The sequence below is a fragment of the Serratia sp. SSNIH1 genome (assembly GCF_002935055.1).
GTDB classification, from domain to species: Bacteria; Pseudomonadota; Gammaproteobacteria; order Enterobacterales; family Enterobacteriaceae; genus Serratia; species Serratia nevei.
In genome coordinates, this window is record NZ_CP026383.1 from 2,774,151 (window position 1) to 2,794,803 (window position 20,653).

At 57.8% G+C, this 20,653-nt stretch carries 21 protein-coding genes and 3 tRNA genes; 7 read left to right on the forward strand and 17 right to left on the reverse strand.

All coding sequences use genetic code 11. The features are described 5' to 3' along the window. Nucleotides 1-13 precede the first annotated feature (13 nt). Both sufE and C3F38_RS13415 read left to right on the forward strand, forming a co-directional pair. On the forward strand, nucleotides 14-430 hold the full coding sequence (sufE, locus tag C3F38_RS13410) for a cysteine desulfuration protein SufE (protein WP_038871003.1): 417 nt from the start codon (nucleotides 14-16) through the stop codon (nucleotides 428-430). 296 nt (nucleotides 431-726) lie between these two features. After that, nucleotides 727-1,740 carry a L,D-transpeptidase family protein gene (locus tag C3F38_RS13415; RefSeq protein ID WP_038871000.1) on the forward strand — a complete coding sequence of 338 codons (1,014 nt, stop codon included), beginning with the start codon at nucleotides 727-729 and terminating at the stop codon, nucleotides 1,738-1,740. A 139-nt stretch (nucleotides 1,741-1,879) separates the two neighbouring features. On the opposite strand, the gene C3F38_RS13425 is transcribed toward C3F38_RS13415, so the two are convergent. The 7 genes from C3F38_RS13425 to C3F38_RS13455 form a co-directional block, all read right to left on the reverse strand. Then, entirely contained in the window at nucleotides 1,880-2,116 is a 237-nt protein-coding gene (locus tag C3F38_RS13425) for a major outer membrane lipoprotein (protein ID WP_004931354.1), read from the reverse strand. 308 nt (nucleotides 2,117-2,424) lie between these two features. Beyond that, nucleotides 2,425-3,837: a pyruvate kinase PykF gene (pykF, locus tag C3F38_RS13430; RefSeq protein ID WP_038870996.1), complete on the reverse strand. Its 1,413-nt coding sequence runs from the start codon at nucleotides 3,835-3,837 to the stop codon at nucleotides 2,425-2,427. Nucleotides 3,838-4,231: 394 nt separating this feature from the next. After that, nucleotides 4,232-4,537 carry a cupin gene (locus C3F38_RS13435; protein WP_055317086.1) on the reverse strand — a complete coding sequence of 102 codons (306 nt, stop codon included), beginning with the start codon at nucleotides 4,535-4,537 and terminating at the stop codon, nucleotides 4,232-4,234. A 120-nt stretch (nucleotides 4,538-4,657) separates the two neighbouring features. Beyond that, a tRNA-Val gene (locus tag C3F38_RS13440) sits at nucleotides 4,658-4,734 on the reverse strand. A 20-nt stretch (nucleotides 4,735-4,754) separates the two neighbouring features. After that, nucleotides 4,755-4,831, reverse strand: a tRNA-Val gene (locus C3F38_RS13445). Between the two features lie 20 nt (nucleotides 4,832-4,851). Beyond that, nucleotides 4,852-4,928: transfer RNA gene (locus C3F38_RS13450), tRNA-Val, on the reverse strand. A gap of 181 nt (nucleotides 4,929-5,109) precedes the next feature. Further along, nucleotides 5,110-6,486, reverse strand: coding sequence for an MATE family efflux transporter (locus C3F38_RS13455; RefSeq protein WP_038874783.1), 1,377 nt, complete (start codon nucleotides 6,484-6,486; stop codon nucleotides 5,110-5,112). Between the two features lie 237 nt (nucleotides 6,487-6,723). Here C3F38_RS13455 and C3F38_RS13460 point away from each other — a divergent pair, with 237 nt between their 5' ends. Both C3F38_RS13460 and C3F38_RS13465 read left to right on the forward strand, forming a co-directional pair. Then, nucleotides 6,724-7,374, forward strand: a complete 651-nt coding sequence (locus C3F38_RS13460; RefSeq protein WP_016927930.1) for a riboflavin synthase — start codon at nucleotides 6,724-6,726, stop codon at nucleotides 7,372-7,374. Nucleotides 7,375-7,428: 54 nt separating this feature from the next. Next, nucleotides 7,429-7,722 carry an I78 family peptidase inhibitor gene (locus C3F38_RS13465; RefSeq protein WP_055317075.1) on the forward strand — a complete coding sequence of 98 codons (294 nt, stop codon included), beginning with the start codon at nucleotides 7,429-7,431 and terminating at the stop codon, nucleotides 7,720-7,722. 64 nt (nucleotides 7,723-7,786) lie between these two features. Here C3F38_RS13465 and cfa read toward each other — a convergent pair whose 3' ends face one another. Together cfa and punC are read right to left on the reverse strand one after the other, a co-directional pair. Next, complete coding sequence (gene cfa / locus C3F38_RS13470; protein WP_055317076.1) at nucleotides 7,787-8,938, reverse strand: cyclopropane fatty acyl phospholipid synthase; 1,152 nt, start codon at nucleotides 8,936-8,938, stop codon at nucleotides 7,787-7,789. Nucleotides 8,939-9,283: 345 nt separating this feature from the next. Next, on the reverse strand, nucleotides 9,284-10,495 hold the full coding sequence (punC, locus tag C3F38_RS13475; RefSeq protein ID WP_055317077.1) for a purine nucleoside transporter PunC: 1,212 nt from the start codon (nucleotides 10,493-10,495) through the stop codon (nucleotides 9,284-9,286). Nucleotides 10,496-10,618: 123 nt separating this feature from the next. On the opposite strand from punC, the gene punR reads away from it, so the two are divergent. Further along, entirely contained in the window at nucleotides 10,619-11,563 is a 945-nt protein-coding gene (punR, locus tag C3F38_RS13480) for a DNA-binding transcriptional activator PunR (RefSeq protein WP_038874791.1), read from the forward strand. Here the strand turns inward: punR and purR are convergent. Next, nucleotides 11,560-12,585, reverse strand: coding sequence for an HTH-type transcriptional repressor PurR (gene purR / locus C3F38_RS13485; protein WP_033638375.1), 1,026 nt, complete (start codon nucleotides 12,583-12,585; stop codon nucleotides 11,560-11,562). The genes punR and purR overlap by 4 nt on opposite strands. Nucleotides 12,586-12,909: 324 nt before the next feature. Between purR and C3F38_RS13490 the strand changes: the two genes are divergently transcribed. Next, nucleotides 12,910-12,999 (forward strand): YnhF family membrane protein, encoded by a 90-nt coding sequence (locus tag C3F38_RS13490; RefSeq protein ID WP_019455989.1) that lies wholly within the window; start codon nucleotides 12,910-12,912, stop codon nucleotides 12,997-12,999. 61 nt (nucleotides 13,000-13,060) lie between these two features. Here the strand turns inward: C3F38_RS13490 and sodB are convergent, their stop codons facing one another. Together sodB and C3F38_RS13500 are read right to left on the reverse strand one after the other, a co-directional pair. After that, nucleotides 13,061-13,639 (reverse strand): superoxide dismutase [Fe], encoded by a 579-nt coding sequence (gene sodB, locus C3F38_RS13495; RefSeq protein ID WP_004931333.1) that lies wholly within the window; start codon nucleotides 13,637-13,639, stop codon nucleotides 13,061-13,063. A gap of 199 nt (nucleotides 13,640-13,838) precedes the next feature. Next, complete coding sequence (locus C3F38_RS13500; RefSeq protein WP_038874793.1) at nucleotides 13,839-14,657, reverse strand: C40 family peptidase; 819 nt, start codon at nucleotides 14,655-14,657, stop codon at nucleotides 13,839-13,841. A gap of 415 nt (nucleotides 14,658-15,072) precedes the next feature. On the opposite strand from C3F38_RS13500, the gene C3F38_RS13505 reads away from it, so the two are divergent. Beyond that, the gene (locus tag C3F38_RS13505; protein WP_004931329.1) at nucleotides 15,073-15,420 is read left to right on the forward strand and encodes a Grx4 family monothiol glutaredoxin; all 348 of its coding nucleotides are present in this window, start codon (nucleotides 15,073-15,075) and stop codon (nucleotides 15,418-15,420) included. Nucleotides 15,421-15,488: 68 nt separating this feature from the next. Here the strand turns inward: C3F38_RS13505 and rnt are convergent, their stop codons facing one another. The 5 genes from rnt to eptA form a co-directional block, all read right to left on the reverse strand. Then, nucleotides 15,489-16,172, reverse strand: a complete 684-nt coding sequence (gene rnt, locus C3F38_RS13510; RefSeq protein WP_038874795.1) for a ribonuclease T — start codon at nucleotides 16,170-16,172, stop codon at nucleotides 15,489-15,491. Nucleotides 16,173-16,250: 78 nt separating this feature from the next. Then, nucleotides 16,251-16,658, reverse strand: a complete 408-nt coding sequence (gene gloA, locus C3F38_RS13515) for a lactoylglutathione lyase (protein WP_004931325.1) — start codon at nucleotides 16,656-16,658, stop codon at nucleotides 16,251-16,253. A 337-nt stretch (nucleotides 16,659-16,995) separates the two neighbouring features. Then, on the reverse strand, nucleotides 16,996-18,099 hold the full coding sequence (locus C3F38_RS13520; protein ID WP_103767413.1) for an alkene reductase: 1,104 nt from the start codon (nucleotides 18,097-18,099) through the stop codon (nucleotides 16,996-16,998). A 90-nt stretch (nucleotides 18,100-18,189) separates the two neighbouring features. Further along, nucleotides 18,190-18,810, reverse strand: coding sequence for a TetR/AcrR family transcriptional regulator (locus C3F38_RS13525; RefSeq protein ID WP_047727651.1), 621 nt, complete (start codon nucleotides 18,808-18,810; stop codon nucleotides 18,190-18,192). Between the two features lie 103 nt (nucleotides 18,811-18,913). Continuing rightward, entirely contained in the window at nucleotides 18,914-20,551 is a 1,638-nt protein-coding gene (eptA, locus tag C3F38_RS13530; protein WP_103767414.1) for a phosphoethanolamine transferase EptA, read from the reverse strand. Nucleotides 20,552-20,653 lie beyond the last annotated feature (102 nt).

A 20,653-nucleotide genomic window follows, 5' to 3' on the forward strand; every position in this document is an offset into this window, starting at 1 on the left:
CAAAAGGATCCCCATGGCGAATTTGCCGGACAAAGATAAATTGGTGCGAAATTTCTCCCGCTGTTTGAACTGGGAGGAGAAATACCTGTACGTGATTGAACTCGGCGCCAAATTGCCGCCGCTGGACGAGGCCGAGCGGCAGGCCGGCAACCTGATCTCCGGTTGTCAGAGCCAGGTGTGGATTGTGATGCGCCTCGATGAGCAGGGGCAGGTCGAATTTTACGGCGACAGCGACGCGGCGATCGTCAAAGGCCTGCTGGCGGTGGTGTTTATTCTGTATCGCCAATTGACGCCGCAGCAGATTGTCGAGCTTGACGTGCGGCCGTTTTTCGCCGAGCTGGCGCTCAGCCAACACCTGACGCCTTCGCGTTCACAGGGGCTGGAGGCGATGATCCGCGCCATTCGCAGTAAAGCCACGCAGCTGGCCTGAGCCTGAACGCCCCGTCCTTGAGGGCTCATTGATACATTCGCTTTGTCAATGAGCCTTTACAATCCACGCTTTCCCCCCAGATAACATCCCCAATTCAGTGATATTTCAGCAGCTTATCCGTTGACGTTTCGTTGACAATCAGCGGCGGTGATTACGTTATAACGTGTTGATTTTTAGAGAACTTATTGCCTTTGATGCCAGCATTGCTAGTATTAATCAGGTATTGTCTGATTTACCCGCCGCCAGGCGCTCGTTAGCCTTGGGGACGAACCGTCATAAAAAATATAGGGATGATAATGAAACGTGCGTTGAGTTTAATGGGCATGGTCTTCGCCACCGTATTGGCCGGCACGCAGGCCGCCAGTGCGACCGAGTACCCGCTGCCGCCGCCGGACAGCCGTCTGATCGGTGAAAACACCACTTATACCGTGCCAAACGACGGCCGTCCGCTGGAGGCGATCGCCGCCGACTACAAGATTGGCCTGCTGGGCATGCTGGAAGCCAACCCCGGCACCGACCCGTTCCTGCCTAAGCCGGGTACGGTGCTGACCATTCCGACCCAAATGCTGCTGCCTGATACCAAGCGTGAAGGGATCATCGTCAACCTGGCCGAGCTGCGCCTTTACTACTATCCGAAAGGCGAGAACAAAGTGATCGTCTATCCGATCGGTATCGGCCAGACCGGGATGCACACGCCGCTGGAAGTGACCTCCGTCAGCCAGAAGATCCCCAACCCGACCTGGACGCCTACCGCCAACATCCGCAAACGCTATCAGTCCCAGGGCGTGACGCTGCCTGCGGTGGTGCCGGCCGGGCCTGAGAACCCGATGGGGCTGTTCGCCCTGCGTCTGGCGATGGGGCGCGGTGAATACCTGATTCACGGCACCAATGCCAACTTCGGGATCGGCATGCGCGTCAGCTCCGGCTGTATTCGTCTGCGTCCGACGGATATCGAAGCGCTGTTCAACCAGGTGCCACGCGGTACGCGGGTGCAGGTGATCAACGATCCGGTGAAGATTTCGGTTGAGCCGGACGGCAAACGCTATGTGGAAGTGCACCAGCCGCTGTCGCGGGTAGAAAGCGACGATCCGCAGACCATGCCGATTGCGTTGTCTAAAGCGGAGAAAGCCTTCGCTGCAGATGGGCAAACCGATCGCGCCGTGTTCGATAGCGCGGTTGTACGCCGCTCTGGCATGCCGGTGCTGGTCAACGTGGGGGAGAACCCGTCTGAGGTGCGTTTAACGCCTGTAGCGGCGCCAGCGGCGAATAAGAGCCCATTTAAGGCAGCACCAATCAGTTCAGTGAACTAAGTTTGCAGGACTGAGCGGTCGAAGAGGGGTTCAGCGTGCTGAACCTCTTTTTTTTGCCTGCCGAGCTGGAAAGCCCAGGCGACAAACAGGCAAAAAAAACGGCGCACAATGTGCGCCGTTTTCAATAACCAAAGCTATCTTACTTTTTGTAAGCGTGAGCTTGGTTGTCCAGACGCTGGTTAGCGCGTGCTGCGTCGTCTTTAGCCGCTTGAACGTCAGAACGCATTGCGTTCACGTCGTTGCTCAGCTGATCAACTTTAGCGTTCAGAGTCTGAACGTCAGAAGACAGTTGATCGATTTTAGCGTTGCTTGAGCAGCCAGCCAGCAGAGTGGAACCCAGGATTACCGCGCCCAGTACCAGTTTAGTACGATTCATTATAACACCCTCTAGATTGAGTTAATCTCCATGTAGCGTTACAAGTATTACACAAACTTTTTTCGAAAGAGAATAATTTTTTAGTGTTGAGGTGCTTTATTTTGATCGTTCGCTCAAACTTGCATCTGGTTTTACAAATTAGTTAAAAAAACGAGGGAAAACAGCCGGCTTCCATGGGACTACTCCGATTTGTTATTAGCTAAATAATGAGCAGTTCGCGGTTGCGTTTTGAGAAAAATAGTTTACTGCCGATAAAAAAAACGCCGCAAAGCGGCGTTTTGATCAAGATAATTATGTCACGTTTTATATTACAGCACGTGTACCGAGGCGGTGTTGGTGGTGCCGCTCGGCACCAGCGCGCCGGAAACCATCACCACGACGTCGCCTTTTTGCGCCAGGCCGCTGGCCAGCGCGGCTTCTTTACCGATGCGGTAGAAGTCGTCGGTGGAGGCGATTTCTTTGACCATCTGCGGGATAACGCCCTTGCTCAGCACCAGCTGATGCGCGGTGGTCTGGTTGGTGGTCAGCGCCAGGATCACCGCGTTCGGGAAGTATTTACGCACGGATTTCGCTGACTTGCCGCCGCTGGTGGCGACGACGATCAGCGGCGCGTCCAGTTTTTCGGCGGTTTCAACCGCACCGCGGCATACCGCTTCGGTGATGCGCAGCTTGCGGCGATCGTTCAGGGTATCGATGCGGCTTGGCATCACGCGATCGGTGCGTTCGCAGATGGTCGCCATGATGTTGACCGCTTCCAGCGGGTATTTGCCCTTGGCGCTTTCGCCGGACAGCATGACGGCATCGGTGCCGTCCAGAATGGCGTTGGCGACGTCACCGGCTTCCGCACGGGTAGGGCGCGGATTCTTGATCATGGAGTCGAGCATCTGGGTGGCGGTGATCACCACTTTACGCGCACGGTTGCATTTTTCGATCATCATCTTCTGGGCGAAGATCACTTCTTCTACCGGGATCTCGACGCCCAAGTCGCCACGGGCAACCATGATGCCGTCGGACGCTTCGAGGATCTCGTCGAAGTTGTTCAGGCCTTCCTGGTTTTCGATCTTGGAGATGATCTGGATCTGCTCGCCGCCGTGGGCTTTCAGGTGTTCGCGGATCTCCAGCACGTCGGAGCGCTTGCGGATGAAGGATGCCGCCACGAAGTCGACGCCTTGTTCGCAGCCGAAGATCAGGTCGCGCTTGTCTTTTTCGGCCAGCGCAGGCAGCTGGATCGAAACGCCCGGCAGGTTGACGCCCTTGTTCTCGCCCAGATCGCCGTTGTTCAGCACCTTACAAATGACTTCGTTTTCGGTCACGTTGGTGACTTCCATGCCGATCAGGCCGTCGTCAACCAGCACGGTGTTGCCGATCTTCAGGTCGGCGGCGAAGCCGGCGTAGGTGACCGCTACGCGATCGCTGTTGCCGATCACGCTCTGGTCGGTGGTGAAAGTGAAGGTTTGGCCGGCGACCAGCGAGGCGTCTTTGCCGCCTTCCAGTTTCATGGTGCGAATTTCCGGGCCTTTGGTATCCAGCAGGATGCCGGCGTTGATACCGGTTTTCGCCATCACGGCGCGCATGTTCTTGATGCGGTTGCCGTGCTCTTCATAGTCGCCGTGAGAGAAGTTGAGACGCATCACGTTCATGCCCGCATTGAGCAGGTTGGTCAGCATTTCTTCCGATTCGGTTTTTGGACCGATGGTACAAACAATTTTGGTCTTTTTCATGGCGGAGTTTTCTACAAGTTGTGATGGATAAAAAAACGAATTTGACCGGCGCGGTTTACGCCGGTAGGGAATTTGGGCCGTGCCTGGTGGTGAAAAACATAGTTAAGGATAGGTGACGACAGTTGAAGCGGGGCGGAAAAATTCAGCCCGCGCGGGGGCGCGGGGATGCTGCGCAACGGGGTAAGATCAGATCGTGTTGTTATAGCGTTTTCGCAGATCAAGGGCTGAAACCATTCAACTGATAGACGTTGCGCATTATAAAGGCTAAGCGGTGGGAAACAAAATAAAAAACCGCGGCGGCGCGGCGGATATGTCAAAACGGGGGCAAATGTGGCGCAAATGCAACGCGTTGCGGGTCGCTTGTTGCGCAAATAACCATGCTGTAAATACAGGTTTAACGCGTTTGGGGAATTTCCAGCAGCACGCCGGCGCTCAGGCAGAAGCAGCCGCTGGCGACGTTGGCCGGCAATATCAGGCTCTCGCCGGCCCGTACCACCCGGGTGTCGCCGCCGAGGGTAAATTCGAATTCACCGGAGATCACCTGGGTTTGCCGCGCGTGCGGGGGCTTTTGCAGCTGGCCGAAGGCGCCGGCCTCGAAACGCACTTCCGCCGCCGGTGTACCGTCGCTCATCACGCCTTCACGGCGGGCAAGGCCATTGTCGAGCGGTAAAAAGGCGGTTTTGGCGGTAAAGGTGGTCATGTGGTGTTCCTGGTGGCTGATGGCGGTAGCACGGCGCGATCGACATAAAAGTCAGGCGGTCGGGCAGAGACGAAACAACGGGAAGTATAACGCGATAGGGGGAGAGATGAATCAGCAATATGGTGCGTCCGAGTGGACTCGAACCACCGACCCCCACCATGTCAAGGTGGTGCTCTAACCAACTGAGCTACGGACGCACTGCACTGCTTCTGAAATTTGGTGCGTCCGAGTGGACTCGAACCACCGACCCCCACCATGTCAAGGTGGTGCTCTAACCAACTGAGCTACGGACGCACTGTACTGCTTCAGGAATTTGGTGCGTCCGAGTGGACTCGAACCACCGACCCCCACCATGTCAAGGTGGTGCTCTAACCAACTGAGCTACGGACGCATCTTTTCCTGTCTGTCATGGCTGACAGCGGGGACGAATATTAACGAGCTCCCCGCGTGCTGGCAAGGGGAAAAGCGCAATTTTATTCGGTATTTCACGCGATTGCTGAGGTTGTGCGCAGTCCGGCGCTTTTTTCCGCAAACCGCAGCCCGGCCGGGGATGAAACCGGCCGGGCGCGGGCTCAACGCGTGGATCGCTGCAGGATGACGGCGGTCGGCTGTTTCTGCAGCCAGCGCATGCGCAGCGCCATCATGATGGCGGCGAAGGTCAGGCCGATGATAAAGCCGATCCAGAAACCGCTTGGCCCCATTGCCGGCACTACCACATCGGTTAACGCCAGCAGATAGCCGCTCGGCAGGCCTAACACCCAATAAGCGATGAAGGTGATGAAGAAGATCGCGCGGGTGTCTTTATAACCACGCAGCACGCCGCTGCCGATCACCTGGATAGAATCCGAGATTTGGTACAGCGCCGCCAGCAGCATCAGCTGCGACGCCATCGCCACCACCGCCGGGCTGTCGTTGTACAGCAGGGCGATCGGTTCGCGGAAGGTGGCGGTAAACAGCGCGGTGCAGACGGCCATGGTGATGCCGACGCCGATGGCGGAGTAGGCAGCGACACGGGCGCCTTCAACCGAACCTTCCCCCAGACGGTAACCGACGCGGATGGTGGCGCCGACGCCCAGCGACAGCGGCAGCACGAACATCAGCGCGCTGAAGTTAAGCGCGATCTGGTGGCCGGCAACCGCAACGATCCCCAGCGGCGAAACCAGCAGCGCCACCACGGCGAACAGCGTGACTTCGAAGAACAGCGCCAGCGCCACCGGCATGCCGATGCCGATCAGGCGCTTCAGCGCCGCCCAGTCCGGGCCGCCGAGATCGCCTGCCTGGCGTTTGATGTCGCGCTGCGAGGGTGCGCGCTTCACGTACCAGCGCATCATCAGGAACATGATCCAGTAGACGCTGCCGGTGGCGACGCCACAGCCGACGCCGCCCAGCTCCGGCATGCCGAACTTGCCGTAGATGAAGATGTAGTTGATCGGGATATTCACCAGCAGGCCGAGGAAGCCGATCACCATGCCGGGCTTGGTTTTGGACAGGCCTTCGCACTGGTTGCGCATCACTTGGAAGAACAGGTAACCCGGCGCTCCCCACATAATGGCGTGCAGATAACCGACGGCTTTATCCGCCAGCTGCGGGTCGATGTTGTGCATCATGTCGATGACGAACTTGCAGTTATACAGCACCACGATCAGCAGCACGGACACGCCGGAAGCCAGCCAAAAGCCCTGGCGCACCTGATGAGCGATGCGATCGCGCCGCCCGGCGCCGTTAAGCTGGGCGATAACCGGGGTCAGCGCCAGCAGCAGGCCGTGGCCGAACAGGATGGCCGGCAGCCAGATTGAAGTGCCGACCGCAACCGCCGCCATGTCGGTGGCGCTGTAGGCGCCGGCCATGATGGTATCCACCACGCCCATGGCGGTTTGCGATATTTGCGCGATGATGACCGGGATAGCGAGAGCCAATAAACTACGCGCTTCAATTAAGTACTTCTGCACGCATACACCTTTCTATTTATATATGTGGGAGGGAGGGCTGCCGCGAGAGGACAACAATTAAAATAGCGGAATTTTGTCAAAAATATTGTACCTGCTCGGCGTCGTTAAGCAAACGCCGCAGATAAATAGTTATTAAATGCGCAGGCCCGCATTTTTTGCCTACGCGGATTTGGTTTTCAGCGCCAACTGGGGCAAACTGCCGGGAGCGTTTTAACCTATTAGTAAGAAGAGGCACATATGTTCACCGGTATCGTACAAGGCACCGCGCCGCTGGTCGCCATTGATGAGAAACCCAATTTCCGCACCCACGTGATCGAGATGCCTGCCGAGCTGTTGCCGGGGCTGGAGCTGGGGGCGTCGGTGGCCCATAACGGCTGCTGCCTGACCGTGACCGCGGTGGAAGGCAACCGCGTCAGCTTCGATTTGATCAAGGAAACGCTGCGCCTGACCAACCTCGGCGATCTGGCGCTGGGCGACATCGTCAATATCGAGCGCGCGGCGAAATTCAATGACGAAATTGGCGGTCATTTGATGTCCGGCCATATTATCTGCACGGCGGAAGTGGCCAAGATTTATACGTCAGAAAATAACCGCCAGGTATGGCTGCGCATGCCGAATGCGGAATTGATGAAATATGTGCTGCACAAAGGTTTCATCGGCATCGACGGCATTAGCCTGACCATCGGCGAAGTGGTGAATAATCGTTTCTGTGTGCACCTGATCCCGGAAACGCTGGATCGCACCACGCTGGGTAAGAAACGCCTGGGCGATAAGGTGAACATCGAAATCGATCCGCAAACGCAGGCGGTGGTGGATACCGTCGAGCGCGTGCTGGCCAACCGGGAAGCGACGCTGGCGGCGGCGATGGCGCCGGCGCACAAAGACTGACAGCGATTCTGGCGTTGCCGCCGGTATCGAATCATAAGCAGAGAGGAGAAACGCGTGAAGTTTTATGGGAAAACGTTGTTGTTAACCGCGTTGCTGGCGCTGAGCGCCTGCAGCAGCTCACCTGAGCAGGGCGCCGGCGCGCAAATGGCCGATGCGGACGATACCTGCGGCGCTTCGCAGTATCAAAACTTCGTCGGTAAGCCGATGACCTCGCTGGAAGGCGTGCAGATCGACGCCAAGGTGCGCGCCATTCCGTACAACTCTGCCGTTACCATGGATTTCAACCTGCGCCGCCTGAACTTCCTCGGCGATAGCAACGATAAAATCATTCGCGTTTATTGCGGTTAACCCGCAGGGTCCGAGAGAGCAAAAAAAAGCCCCGGCGATGATGTTGCCGGGGCTTTTTTATGGTTCATCGCGCGACGCGAATGCCGCCTTCAACGCCTTTCGGGCTGAACACCACCTGCCACAGCTGCAGATCGCGCGCCCGGAACGCGCCGGCGCAGGCGTTCAGGTAGTAGCTGAACATCCGCTCGAAGCGTTCGGAATAGCGCGGGGCAAGCTGCGGCCACGCCTGTTTGAAGCGTTCGAACCAGGCCATCAGCGTGCGATCGTAGTCGGCACCGATGTTGTGCCAGTCTTCCATCACGAAATGGCCTTCGCTGGCTTCGGCGATATGGCTCACTGAAGGCAGGCAGCCGTTCGGGAAAATGTACTTGTTGATCCACGGATCGACGTTCATGTCGGTTTTGTTGGAGCCGATGGTGTGCAGCAGGAACAAACCGTGCGGCGCCAGATTGCGTTCCACCACGTTGAAATAGGTGCGGTAGTTTTTCGGCCCGACGTGCTCGAACATGCCGACGGACACGATGCGATCGAACTGCTGATGCAGATCGCGGTAATCCTGCAGCAGGATCTGTACATCCAGCCCGGCGCAGCGCGCCTGAGCCAGCTTCTGCTGTTCGGCGGAAATGGTCACGCCGACCACCGACACGCCGTAATGCTTCGCCGCATAGGCGGAGAGGCCGCCCCAGCCACAGCCGATATCCAGCAGGCGCATGCCCGGTTGCAGCTGCAGTTTTTCGCAGATCATCCGCAGCTTGGCTTCCTGCGCTTCCTCCAGTGTAGTAGCGTCTTTCCAGTAGCCGCAGGAATATTGCATGTAAGGATCGAGCATCAGGGTAAACAGATCGTTGCCAAGATCGTAATGTTCTTTGCCGACGATCCAGGCGCGCTTTTTCGATTGCAGATTGGTCAGGCGCGCGGCGGCGATACGCAGGGTATCTTTCAGGTGGTGGGGAAGTTTCTTCTCCAGCCCGGCGCTGACCACGCGCTGGAAGAACATATCCAGCCGCTCGCATTCCCACCAGCCGTCCATATAGCTTTCGCCCAGCCCCAGCGACCCTTGTTGCAGAACGCGTTTAAAGAAATCGGGGTTTTTAACCTGAATATCGAAGGGGCGCGATCCGTTGATTTCAATGCCGGCCAGGCCGAGCATTTCATGCGCGATACGGTACCACTGACTATCCTGGATACTCAGATCTTCTATACACGATGAACTCATAGCTTCTCCATCACCTTCTTCTGACTGATGACCCGTTAGGAAACAGCTTAGACAATTTCTGCGGGTGCATACGTTTACCGGCGGAAAATAGGCCCGCGGCGTCTGATATCCGACTATGAACAGAGGAAATTTTAAGAAGCTACCCGACGCGAACGGCGCGGGATAAATGCATCCTTAAAAAAAAGAGTGTGACGCAAAGCGCGTACACAAGCGCTAATTGAGATATAGAGATTATAAGGTGTTACTTTACAAGGTTGTTTTTGAGTATAGGCGTGCCGAGGCGTTGACTCAACTGTAAATCGCACTCGGCACGCATATTCTTTAAGTGATTATTAAACTTGGTAATTATGACGCTGAGTTAGCATGTTCCCGCTGCGCCTTTCGCTGCGCATCGGCCGCTTTTCCCCGCTGCAGGAAATACCCCAGCGCGGCCAGGATCACCGTCGATACCATCACCGTCACCGTCGCCAACAGCGGCTGGGCAATAAACGCCGACACCAGCATGCTTGCCACAAAGCACAGCCCCAGCTGCAGCGTATTTTGCAGCGCGGCGGCCTTGCCGCTGCTTTCCGGGAACGGCATCAGCGCATTCGCCACCATGATTGGGTAGCCAGCGCCGTTAACCAGCGCCATCACGCAGAACGGGATCAGCAGCGTGGTGAGCGTCGGCTCGGTCAGGGTCGCCACCAGATACAGCGCCACCATGCTGACACCATAAGCTACCAGCAGCCACGGCAGCAGGGTTTTGCCATTGATGCGCTTGAGCGCGGCGCGGCAGCCGTAGCCACCCAGCAGGAAGGCCAGCGTTTGCGGCACGTAGCTCAGACCGATGTCGCTCGGGCTGTAGCCCATGTCACCGAGGATGAACGGCGAGCCGGTCAGCCAGGCGAAGAAGCCGGCCGAGCAGGCGGCGTACATGGCGACGTTGCCGCTGAACACCGGGGATTTCAACAGTTGCCAGAAGCTGACGCCGTTTTTTGGCGCATCGGCGGTGGGTTGCGTTTTGGCGCGCTCTTTGAGCATCAACGTCGGCAGCAGCAGCAGCGCGGTGATCACCAACAGCGCGGCGAAGATCGCGCGCCAGCTGGCGTGGTTCAGCAACCAGGCGCCCAGCAGCGGGGCCAGCGCCGGCGACAGCGCCACCAGCGGCATAATGGTGGCGAATACGCGGTTGGCTTGGCCTTCGCGGTAACGGTCGATCACCAATGCTTGCCAGATGGCGGTGGCGGAGCAGACGCCGACGGCCTGAATAAAGCGCAGGATCCAGAGCTGCACGGCGTTTTCCACCCACAGCATGCCCAGGCAGCCGAGGGCGAACAGCGTCAGGCCGATCAATAAGACCGGTTTGCGGCCCAGACGGTCGGAGAGCGGCCCCCACAGCAGCTGCGCGAAGGCGAAGCCGGCCAGGAAGATACTCAGGCTGGCGCTCACCGCGCCGGCGGAAATTTGCAGTTCTTCCCGCATGGCGCCGAAGGCGGGCAGGTACATGTCGGTCGCCAGATAACCCAGCATGCTCAGGCCGGCGAGGTAGAACATAAAGCCAAAGGAATTTCGCATGGTATTTCTCGTTAATATTTTAATGTCGCAGGTTTTTAGCGCCGGCCAGTGTATCCGGCTGGATCTCTGCTTGTGAAACGGTAATATTTGCAAAGTGCTGTTAAAAAAATTGAAGGCAAAGCGATGTGGTCTGAATATTCTCTTGAAGTGGTCGACGCGGTGGCGCGCACCGGCAGTTTCAGCGCGGCGGCGCAGGAGCTGCACCGGGTGCCGTCGGCGGTGAGCTATACCGTACGGCAGCTGGAGCAATGGCTGGCGGTGCCGCTGTTCGAGCGGCGTCACCGCGATGTGGAGTTGACGCCGGCCGGCGCGCTGTTTATCAAGGATGCGCGAGTTGTTATCAAAAAAATGCTCGACACCCGCCGCCACTGTCAGCAGGTGGCCAACGGGTGGCGCGGCCAGCTGAATATTGCGGTGGACATCATCGTCAAACCGCAGCGCAGCCGCCAACTGGTGCTGGATTTCTACCGTCATTTCCCCGACGTCGAACTGATGCTACAACCCGAGGTGTTCAACGGCGTGTGGGATGCCTTGGTGGACGGCAGGGCGGACATGGCGATCGGCGCCACCCGTGCGGTGCCGGTCGGCGGCGGCTTCGCCTTCCGCGACATGGGTTATATGAACTGGCTGTGCGTGGTCAGCCCGCAGCACCCGCTGGCGCAACTGACAGGGCCGCTGAATGACGAGCAGCTGCGGCCGTACCCTTCACTTTGCCTGGAGGACACCTCGCGCAATCTGCCCAAGCGCGTCACCTGGACGCTGGATAACCAGCGGCGGCTGGTGGTGCCGGACTGGACTTCGGCGCTCGACTGTTTGTGCGCCGGGTTATGTGTCGGCATGATGCCGGCACATCGGGCACTGCCGCGGGTGCAGCGCGGTGAGCTGAAGGCGTTGCAGCTGCAGCAGCCGTTTCCCGCCAGCCCTTGCTGCTTGACCTGGCAGCAGGATAAACCCTCACCGGCGATGAGCTGGCTGCTGGCGTATCTGGGCGATGGGGAGACGCTGAACCAGGAGTGGCTGAGCGAGGCGGAACCGGAAGCCGTGCAGGCTTCCGGCGCGGGGGATTAGCGGCGGTAGTCGATGAACGGGCCGTCGGCGACCGAGCGGCGTTCAATCAGCTTCGGATGCACCTCGATCACCTGCGACTCTTCGCGTTTGCTGATGATGCGATCCAGCAGCATGGTGAAGGCCATTTCGCCCAGGCGTTCTTTCGGCTGGTGAATGGTGGTCAGCGCCGGGGTGAAGTAACGGGCGTTGCGCACGTTGTCGTAGCCGATCACGGAAATATCCTGCGGCACCCGCAGCCCCAGCTCGTCGGCGGCGCAGATGGCGCCCATCGCCATGATGTCGCCGCCGCAGAATACCGCGGTCGGCCGCTGCTTTTGCGACAGGATTTGGTGCATCGCCTTGTAGCCGGACTCCGGCTCGAAGTCACCCTGGACGATCCACTCTTCGCGAATGTCGATATGCGCTTCCTGCAGTGCCTTCATAAAGCCCTGGTGACGGCCGCCGCCGGTATTGCGCGACAGTTGGCCCGGAATGGCGCCGATATCGCGGTGGCCGCGCTCGATCAGGTAACGGCCGGCCAGATAGCCGCCTTCGAACGCGTTATCGATGATGGTGTCGGTGAAGTCGCCGCGCGCGGCACCCCAGTCCATCACCACCATAGGGATGTTGCGGTAGTCTTCCAGCATGCCCAGCAGCTGATCGGGGTACTCGGAGCACATGACCAGCAGGCCGTCGACGCGCTTTTGCGCCAGCATCGCCAGGTAGGCGCGCTGCTTGTCCAGATTGTTGTGCGAGTTGCACAGGATCAGGGTGTAGCCTTTGCTGTAGCAGCTGTTTTCCACCGCCTCGATCACTTCGGCAAAGTAGGGCGCTTCGCTCGAGGTGGCCAGCAGGCCGATCGACTTGGTGTGATTGACTTTCAGGCTGCGCGCTACGGCGCTCGGCGAGTAGTGCAGCTCTTTGATGGCGGCCCACACGGCCGCTTTGGTCTCTTCGGCGACGAAACGAGTCTTATTGATGACGTGCGAAACGGTGGTGGTGGAAACGCCCGCGCGTTTGGCCACATCTTTAATCGTTGCCATGTAAGGAATGACTCCTGAACTCACATGTTTACAGCATGTAAGTGTGATGTTAATCGTTTGCCTACGTAGATCCTTCTCCAGAGAAGCGAAAACTGAGTTTTTAGTGTGTTGAAGTCTTCAGCGCTTAATCAGGAGGGGCATGGATGCCGGTACGCAGTTGTGAACTGCGAATTTTGTCGCATATTGAACAAAAGTGGAAGAGGTAATCGAGATTATAAACCGGGAAATGATAACAAGATTTTATCGGCGAACTGTGGGAAAATGATTTGACGTACTAATTGTGCGCCTTTTATCCTTAGGAAAGCCCATTTTAAAGGAGTTGTCATGGATACCGAATTGAAGATGTCGCTGTTCACCACCGTCTGCGCATTGGCGGTCATTATCGCTTTCAGCTTCGTTGCCGCGTTGAACTGATTTACCCCCGGTTATAAAAAAGGCGCAGCCTGGCTGCGCCTTATCACCTCAGAACCTGCGCTTACGCCAGGTTTTCCGCTGCGAAGGTCCAGTTGACCAACGCCCAGAAGTTTTCCAGGTATTTTGGACGCGCATTGCGGTAATCGATGTAATACGCGTGTTCCCACACGTCAACGGTCAGCAGCGGTTTGTCTTCACCGGTCAGCGGGGTGGCCGCGTTGGAGGTGTTGACGATCGCCAGCGCGCCGTCCGGTTTTTTCACCAGCCAGGTCCAGCCTGCACCGAAGTTTTTCACTGCGGCATCGGTGAACTGCTCTTTGAACGCAGCGAAAGAGCCGAAGGATTTGACGATCGCTGCCGCCAGTTCGCCCTGCGGTTCACCGCCGCCCTGTGGCGACAGGCAGTGCCAGTAGAAGGTGTGGTTCCACACCTGCGCAGCGTTGTTGAATACGCCGCCGTTAGAGGTCTTGATGATCTCTTCGAGCGATTTGCCCTCGAACTCGCTGCCTTTCACCAGGTTGTTCAGGTTAACCACGTAGGTGTTGTGGTGTTTGCCGTAGTGGTATTCCAGGGTCTCGGCGGAGATGTGCGGCTCGAGCGCGTTTTTCTCATACGGTAATGCAGGTAATTCAAACGACATTGCTTCCTCCTTTACAGCGCCATTCGCTTCCCGCCGGGGCGAGAACCATATGGGCCGTTTTTTATTGTGGTCATTCAATATTAACAATTTTCATCATAAAAAACAGGAGGAAAAGCGAGAAATGCGCGTGGGGAAGTGCGATGGACGATAGCTTGAGCAGGCGGTTGCGACCGGGGCCGCAACCGTGCAGAACAGGGCATTAACGAATGGTTTTCGGCGTCACTACGCGGCGTGCGCCGATGTAGTGGTTCTGCCAATAGTCGTTGTCGAGCTGGCTGATGCGGATCTCTTCACCGGTGCGCGGCGACTGGATGAATTTGCCGTTGCCGAGGTAGACGCCGACATGGTCCGCCACGCCGCGGTTGTTGATGCGGAAGAACACCAGATCGCCGCTTTCCAGTTCGCTTTTCTTGATCGGTGCCGCATCGCGCAGGTGATACATCTCGTTGGCGGTGCGCGGCATCTTGATTTTCACTACGTCTTTATAGGCGTAATAGATAAGGCCGCTGCAATCGAAGCCGGTGCGCGGCGAGCTGCCGCCCCAGCGGTAAGGTTTGCCCATCTGGCCCATCAGCTTGGCCATCGCGGTCTGCTTGGCGTGCTGGTAGCGTTTTTTGTGCGCGGGGCTGAGTTTCAACGGCTTTTCTTCACGCGCCAGTTTGGCGGTGGCCATACCGGCTTCGCGGTGGCGACCATAGCCTTTTTTATAGCCCTTTTTCGGCGGGGTGACTTTAATCTTGGCGGTTTTCTGCGCTTTGGCCTTGGGTTTGGCGCTGACGATCTTTTTCGCGCTTTTCTCGCTTTTCGTCTTGGCGGTCTTGGTTTTTTTCTCGGGGGCCGTCACTTTGGCTTTTTTGGCGGCTTTGTCCGCTTTCTTTTTTCTGCGGTCATCGGGCCGCGCTTCATTAGCATGGCTTTTACGCTGCTCGGCGGCAACACGCGCCTGTGGCGCAGCGTGCGCCAAATTGAAGAAGAGCTGCGTAAACAGCAGCGCAAAGAGCGTAAGAATTAAACGCATGTCGACGTCACCAACCTTGGCCCCGAAACGGATATCGAAAGAGTTACAGTATTCCCGAATTTCGCCATATAAAACAGCGAAGAACTCATAAATAATAATCCATATTGTGAGAAAACGTTAATGACATTTTTTTTGTTTCAAAATCAGCCTGTTGGTGTATGAAAAAGCGCCAGTTGGCGGTGGGGATATAATTAATCCGCGCCGTCATCGCGACGCAATATATTAGTGAAATAGTCGGATTAAAAATGTTATTCTCGACGTATGTTTTGACCGGAATGACGTGGCCGGTGAAACGCGATCGGCGGCGGGCGAATATCCTTGCAAAAGATGGCGTTTTCTTGCGACTGTTCCAGCCGCTACAATAGCCCGCGTGATGCATGTTGTAGCCATGAAATGTGGCTTGAGGAAGCAATAAATGACGACGACACTTGAAAAAATTCAGCACCAGATCGCTGAAAACCCGATTCTGCTGTACATGAAAGGTTCGCCTAAGCTGCCGAGCTGCGGCTTCTCCGCACAGGCTGTGCAAGCGCTGTCCGCCTGCGGCGAGCGTTTCGCCTACGTGGATATTCTGCAAAACCCGGACATCCGCGCCGAGCTGCCAAAATACGCCAACTGGCCGACGTTCCCGCAGCTGTGGGTAGACGGTGAGCTGGTCGGCGGTTGCGATATCATCATCGAGATGTATCAGCGCGGCGAATTGCAGCAGCTAATCAAAGAAACTGCGGAAAAGTATAAAGCGCAGGAAGACCAACAGTCTTAATCGACAGGCTTGCGGTTATCGCGCAATGGGCGGCGCCAGTGCAAACTGGGCCGCCTTTTTTGTTGGGCTTATTCGGCGAGGTCGCCGGCGGGAAGCGGCCAGCCGCCGAGACGTTTCCAGCGGTTAACCAGCTCGCAAAACAACAGGGCGGTTTGTTCGGTGTCGTACAGGGCGGAGTGCGCCTGGCTGCTGTCGAACGGCATGCCGGCGGCGATGCAGGCTTTCGCCAGCACCGTTTGGCCCAGCACCAGGCCGCTCAGCGCGGCGGTGTCGAAGGTGGCGAACGGATGGAACGGGTTGCGCTTCAGGCCGGCGCGCTCGGCTGCGGCCATCAGGAAACTGTGATCGAAGTTGGCGTTGTGTGCCACGATAATGGCCCGGTTGCAACCGCGATCCTTGAGCCCTTTGCGCACCGCTTTGAAAATGGCGTGCAGCGCGTCATATTCGCTGACCGCGCCGCGCAGCGGGTTGTGCGGATCGATGCCGTTGAACGCCAGCGCTTCCGGCTGTAGGTTGGCGCCCTCGAAAGGCTCCACGTGGAAGTGCAGGGTCTCGTCCTGCTGCAGCCAGCCGTCTTCATCCATTTTCAGCGTGACGGCGGCGATCTCCAGCAACGCATCGGTATTGGCGTTGAAGCCGGCGGTTTCAACATCTATTACTACGGGATAAAACCCACGAAAACGACCACTCAGGGCGTTAAGATCACTTTTCTCGGCCATCAGTTTCTTATCTTCATCGAATGCAGCGCGCATTATGGCAAATTTTGCGCCCGGTTGCAGGCGCTATCGCGCGGAGAATCAGCAGGGCGCAGTGCGCCCTGAAGGGGAGGCTTAGTGGCCGAGGCCCTGACCGGCATGTTTATTTTCGATCAGCTCGATTTTGTAGCCGTCCGGATCTTCAACGAAGGCGATGACCGTGGTACCGCCTTTCACCGGGCCGGCTTCGCGGGTGACCTTGCCGCCTGCGCGGCGGATGCTGTCGCAGGTGGCGGCAACGTCGTCCACGCCCAGCGCCAGGTGGCCGAAGGCGGTGCCCATGTCATAGCTGTCGGTGCCCCAGTTATAGGTCAGTTCGATAACCGCGCCTTCGCTCTCTTCCGTATAGCCGACGAAAGCCAGCGAGTATTTGTACTCTGGGTTTTCGCTGGTGCGCAGCAGGCGCATGCCTAATACCTTGGTGTAGAAGTCGATGGCGCGTTGCAGGTCACCGACGCGGATCATGGTATGGAGTAAGCGCATAATTCCTCTGAATTGACTGTGCCGTGGCAGACGGCGGGTGGATTGAAGCTCCAGCGAGTATAGCCTTGTCCCGCAAGGGAATTCAACGTGACGAATGAGTGACAATGTCACTTGTGGGTCTCGCGACGATGATGTCTAAATATTGATCGAGCGTACCGATCGATACAGATTAATTGATCTGCACAATCAATTATCTATTTCGACGGCAAGCGTGTAAAAATTGAACGGCAGTAGAGCACAACACCAGGGAACACCGGCCCGCCCCGTGCGGGCTTTTTTGCGGGCGGCGCATAAAAAACGGCCAGGCAGTCGCATGGCCGTTTGGGATCAGGACGGGTTACTTCGCCAGAAACGGATAGTCGGTATACCCTTCGGCGCCGCCGCCGTAGAAGCTTTCCGGCTTAGGTTCGTTCAGCGGCGCGTGCTGACGGAAGCGTTCCACCAGATCCGGGTTGGTGATGTAGCTGCGGCCAAAGGCCACCGCGTCGATGAAACCTTTTTCGATCAAGGCTTCGGCTTTTTCGGCGGTGTAGGCGCCGGCGCCGACGATCACCCCTTTAAAGTGGGCGCGCACCGAGTCGCGGAAGGCGTCGGAATACGGCTTGCCGCCGGCCCAGTCCGGTTCGGAGATGTGCAGGTAGGCGATATTGCGCTTGTTCAGCTCTTCCACCAGATACAGCGCCGCGTCTTCCTGATCTTCACCGTTGTCCAGCCCGTTGAACGGTCCCAGCGGCGAGATGCGGATGCCGATGTGCTCGGAACCCCATTCGGCGACCGCCGCGTCGACCACTTCCAGCGTCAGGCGGGTGCGATTCTCGATGCTGCCGCCGTATTGATCGGTACGTTGGTTGGAGGCCGGCGACATGAACTGATGCAGCAGATAGCCGTGGGCGGCATGCAGTTCGATGAAGTCGAAGCCGGCTTCCCGCGCGTTGGCGGTCGCCTGGCGGAAATCGTTGACGATGCCCGGGATCTCGCTGGTTTCCAGCGCGCGCGGCGTGGAGGTCGGCACGCGCACCCAAGCGCCGGTTTCATCACGCACGGTGGTGCGGGTCTCGGCGTTGATTGCCGAAGGGGCGACCGGCGCTTGTCCGCCCGGCTGCAGGCTGGTGTGGGAGATGCGGCCTACGTGCCACAGCTGCACGGCGATATGGCCGTTTTTATCATGCACTGCCTGCGTGATGTTTTTCCATGCGGCGATCTGCTCCGGCGTATGCAACCCCGGCGCACCGGCGTAGCCTTTCGCCTGGAAGGAAACCTGCGTCGCTTCGGTCACGATCAGGCCCGCGCCGGCGCGCTGTGCGTAATATTCCGCCATCAGCGGCGTAGGAATGTCGCCCGGCTCGATGCTGCGCAGACGCGTCAGCGGAGCCATAAACACGCGGTTGGGCAGGGTGATGGCGCCAACCTTCAGCGGAGAGAGCAATTTTTCAGTCTTCATAGTGCATCCTGTATTTAATAGACCGGTCGTCTAGTAATGGGCGATAAAAAACCACGAACTGCATTTTTCAATAAAAAGAAATTGTTACCGTTACGGTTGCGGCGGGCGCAGCAGCAACTCGATGCTTTCCAGCGCGCTGGTCAACGGCGCCAGCGAGTGGCGGATCTTGGCGCGCAGCGAAGCGCCGAGCCACAGTGAGTACAGCGTCTCTGCGGTCGCTGCCGGGCTCATGGCCACCGACAGCGAACCCTCGGCGATACCGCGTTCGATGGCCTCCTGCAGGTGGCCGATCACGCGAGCGGTGCCCGTTTCCAGCGCATGGCGCATCGGTTCTGACAGATCGCTCACCTCGGCGGAAAGCTTCACCGCCAGGCAGGCGTTATGGCATTCGCTGCGGCAGTGGTAGCTGATGGCCTGAGCGTAATAGCCCAGCAGCTGGTGGCGGGCATCGCCGTGCTCATCGGCAAACAACGCCTGCATTTCTGCATCATAATGCGCGAAATAGCGTTGCAGCATCGCTTCACCGAAGGCTTCCTTCGAGCGGAAATAGTGGTAGAACGAACCTTTCGGCACGCCCGCAGTGGCCAGCAGTTCGCTCAGCCCCATGCCGGTAAAGCCCAGGCGCAGGCTGAGAGTTTCGCCGGTGGCGAGCAGATGTTCACGTGTGTCCACGTTGCAATGCGTTGATTTGGTCATCATGGTGCCGAGCATAATAGACCGATTGGTCTAGGTCAATGGGAATAAAAAAACCGGCGCACAAAACGCCGGTTGTCTGCGAACTATTGTGCCCCAGCGGCACGAGGAAGTTAAGCGCTTACGCCGCGTTGCGGCAACGTTGCAGGATATCCAGCCGGGATTGATATTCGCGACTCTGTACGTTCAGCATGCCCAGCAGGGTATGGAACAGGTTGTCCTGCGACACATCGTCCTTTTCCGCCAGCGCGTTCAGGCACTGGCGATCGACGCCGAAGTTGCGCTGATAGTCGGCCGACATCCACATCAGGAAAGGCACGTGCGTTTGCTGGCTCGGCGCGAAGACATAAGGCGTGCCGTGCAGGTACATGCCGTTTTCCCCCAGCGACTCGCCGTGATCGGACAAATAGACCAGCGCGGTATTGAAGCGGTCGTCATACTGCTGCAGCAGCTTGATGGTGGCATCGAGCATCGCGTCGGTATACAAGATCGAGTTGTCGTAGGTGTTCACCAGCTGTTCATGGCTGCAATCCTGGATCTGATTGCTGTTGCAGGTCGGCGAAAACGTCTGGAATTCTGGCGTGCTGCGGCGGTAGTAAGCCGGGCCGTGGCTACCCATCTGGTGCAGTACGATCACGCCGTCGTCTTTCAGGCTATTGATGTAGTCGTTCAGCTTGTACAGCAGCACGTTATCCATGCAAACTTCGCCGTCACAGTCCTGCAGCAGTTTCAATTTGGTCATGTCGATGTGCGGCACCCGGTCGCAGGCGCCTTTGCAGCCGCCGTCGTTATCGCGCCACAGCACGTTGACGCCGGCATGCGCCAGCACGTCGAGCATGCCCTCCTGGTGCGCCGCCTGAGTCGCGTCGTACTCTCTGCGCGGCATGTTGGAGAACATACAGGGGACGGAGATCGCCGTCTCGGTGCCGCAAGAGCTGGCGTTCTTGAAGTAGACCACGTCGTCCTGCTTCAGGCGCGGGTTGGTTTCGCGCTCGTAGCCGCCGAGGGAGAAGTTTTCGGCGCGGGCGGTTTCGCCCACCACCAGGATCACCAGCGTTTTCTTGGCCTGCCCGGCGTTCAGCGGCCCTTTGCGCGCGTCTTCACCGATTTTTACCAGCGGCAGATTGCGGGTGAAATAGCGCTGTTCGGTAAACTTGATCGTGCCGGCGACGAAGTTGGAAGGCGTCAACATCTTCACCACGCTTTTATTGTTGCGGATCGGCGAAGCGTAGTCTTTGTAGAACAGCGCGGCGACGATCAGGATCACCACCAACGACAGCATGACGTTGGCGGCGCGCAGCCCGACCATATACCACCAAGGGCGGGTCTGGCGAATATGGGTTAAGCAGACCGCCACCGCCGGCAAAACGCCGAGCAGCGCCAGCCACAACCCCATGCGCGGCGTCAGCAGCGCCGTCGCTTCCTGGGTATTGGTTTCGAAGGCGTTCTGCATCATGTTGCCGTCGATCACCACGCCATAGCTGTACATGAAATAGTTGGCTGCGGCGCTGCCGAGCAAGAAAAAGACGATCAGCGGCTTGCGCAGGTAGGGCACGGTCAACACGCTGAAGATGATATTCAGCGCACAGAAAATCACCACCGGCATGCTGGCGGCGAAAATGACGCTGTGGACGCTATCGAAGGTGATATACGACCAGGCGCGATGCAGGAATAACGCGTTTTGAAACAGAGTGAAGAACAGGGCGGTGGCGAGGATAAAACCGAGGCTGTTGCACTGTAAGCGTTGACGTAACCACATTGCCAAATCTGGATCCTGAGAGGAGATAATGCCTTGAAATCTACCGGATGAAACTTAAGAAAACCTTAGAAATTCAGAATACTGGCGGGGGTGAACGCAGGG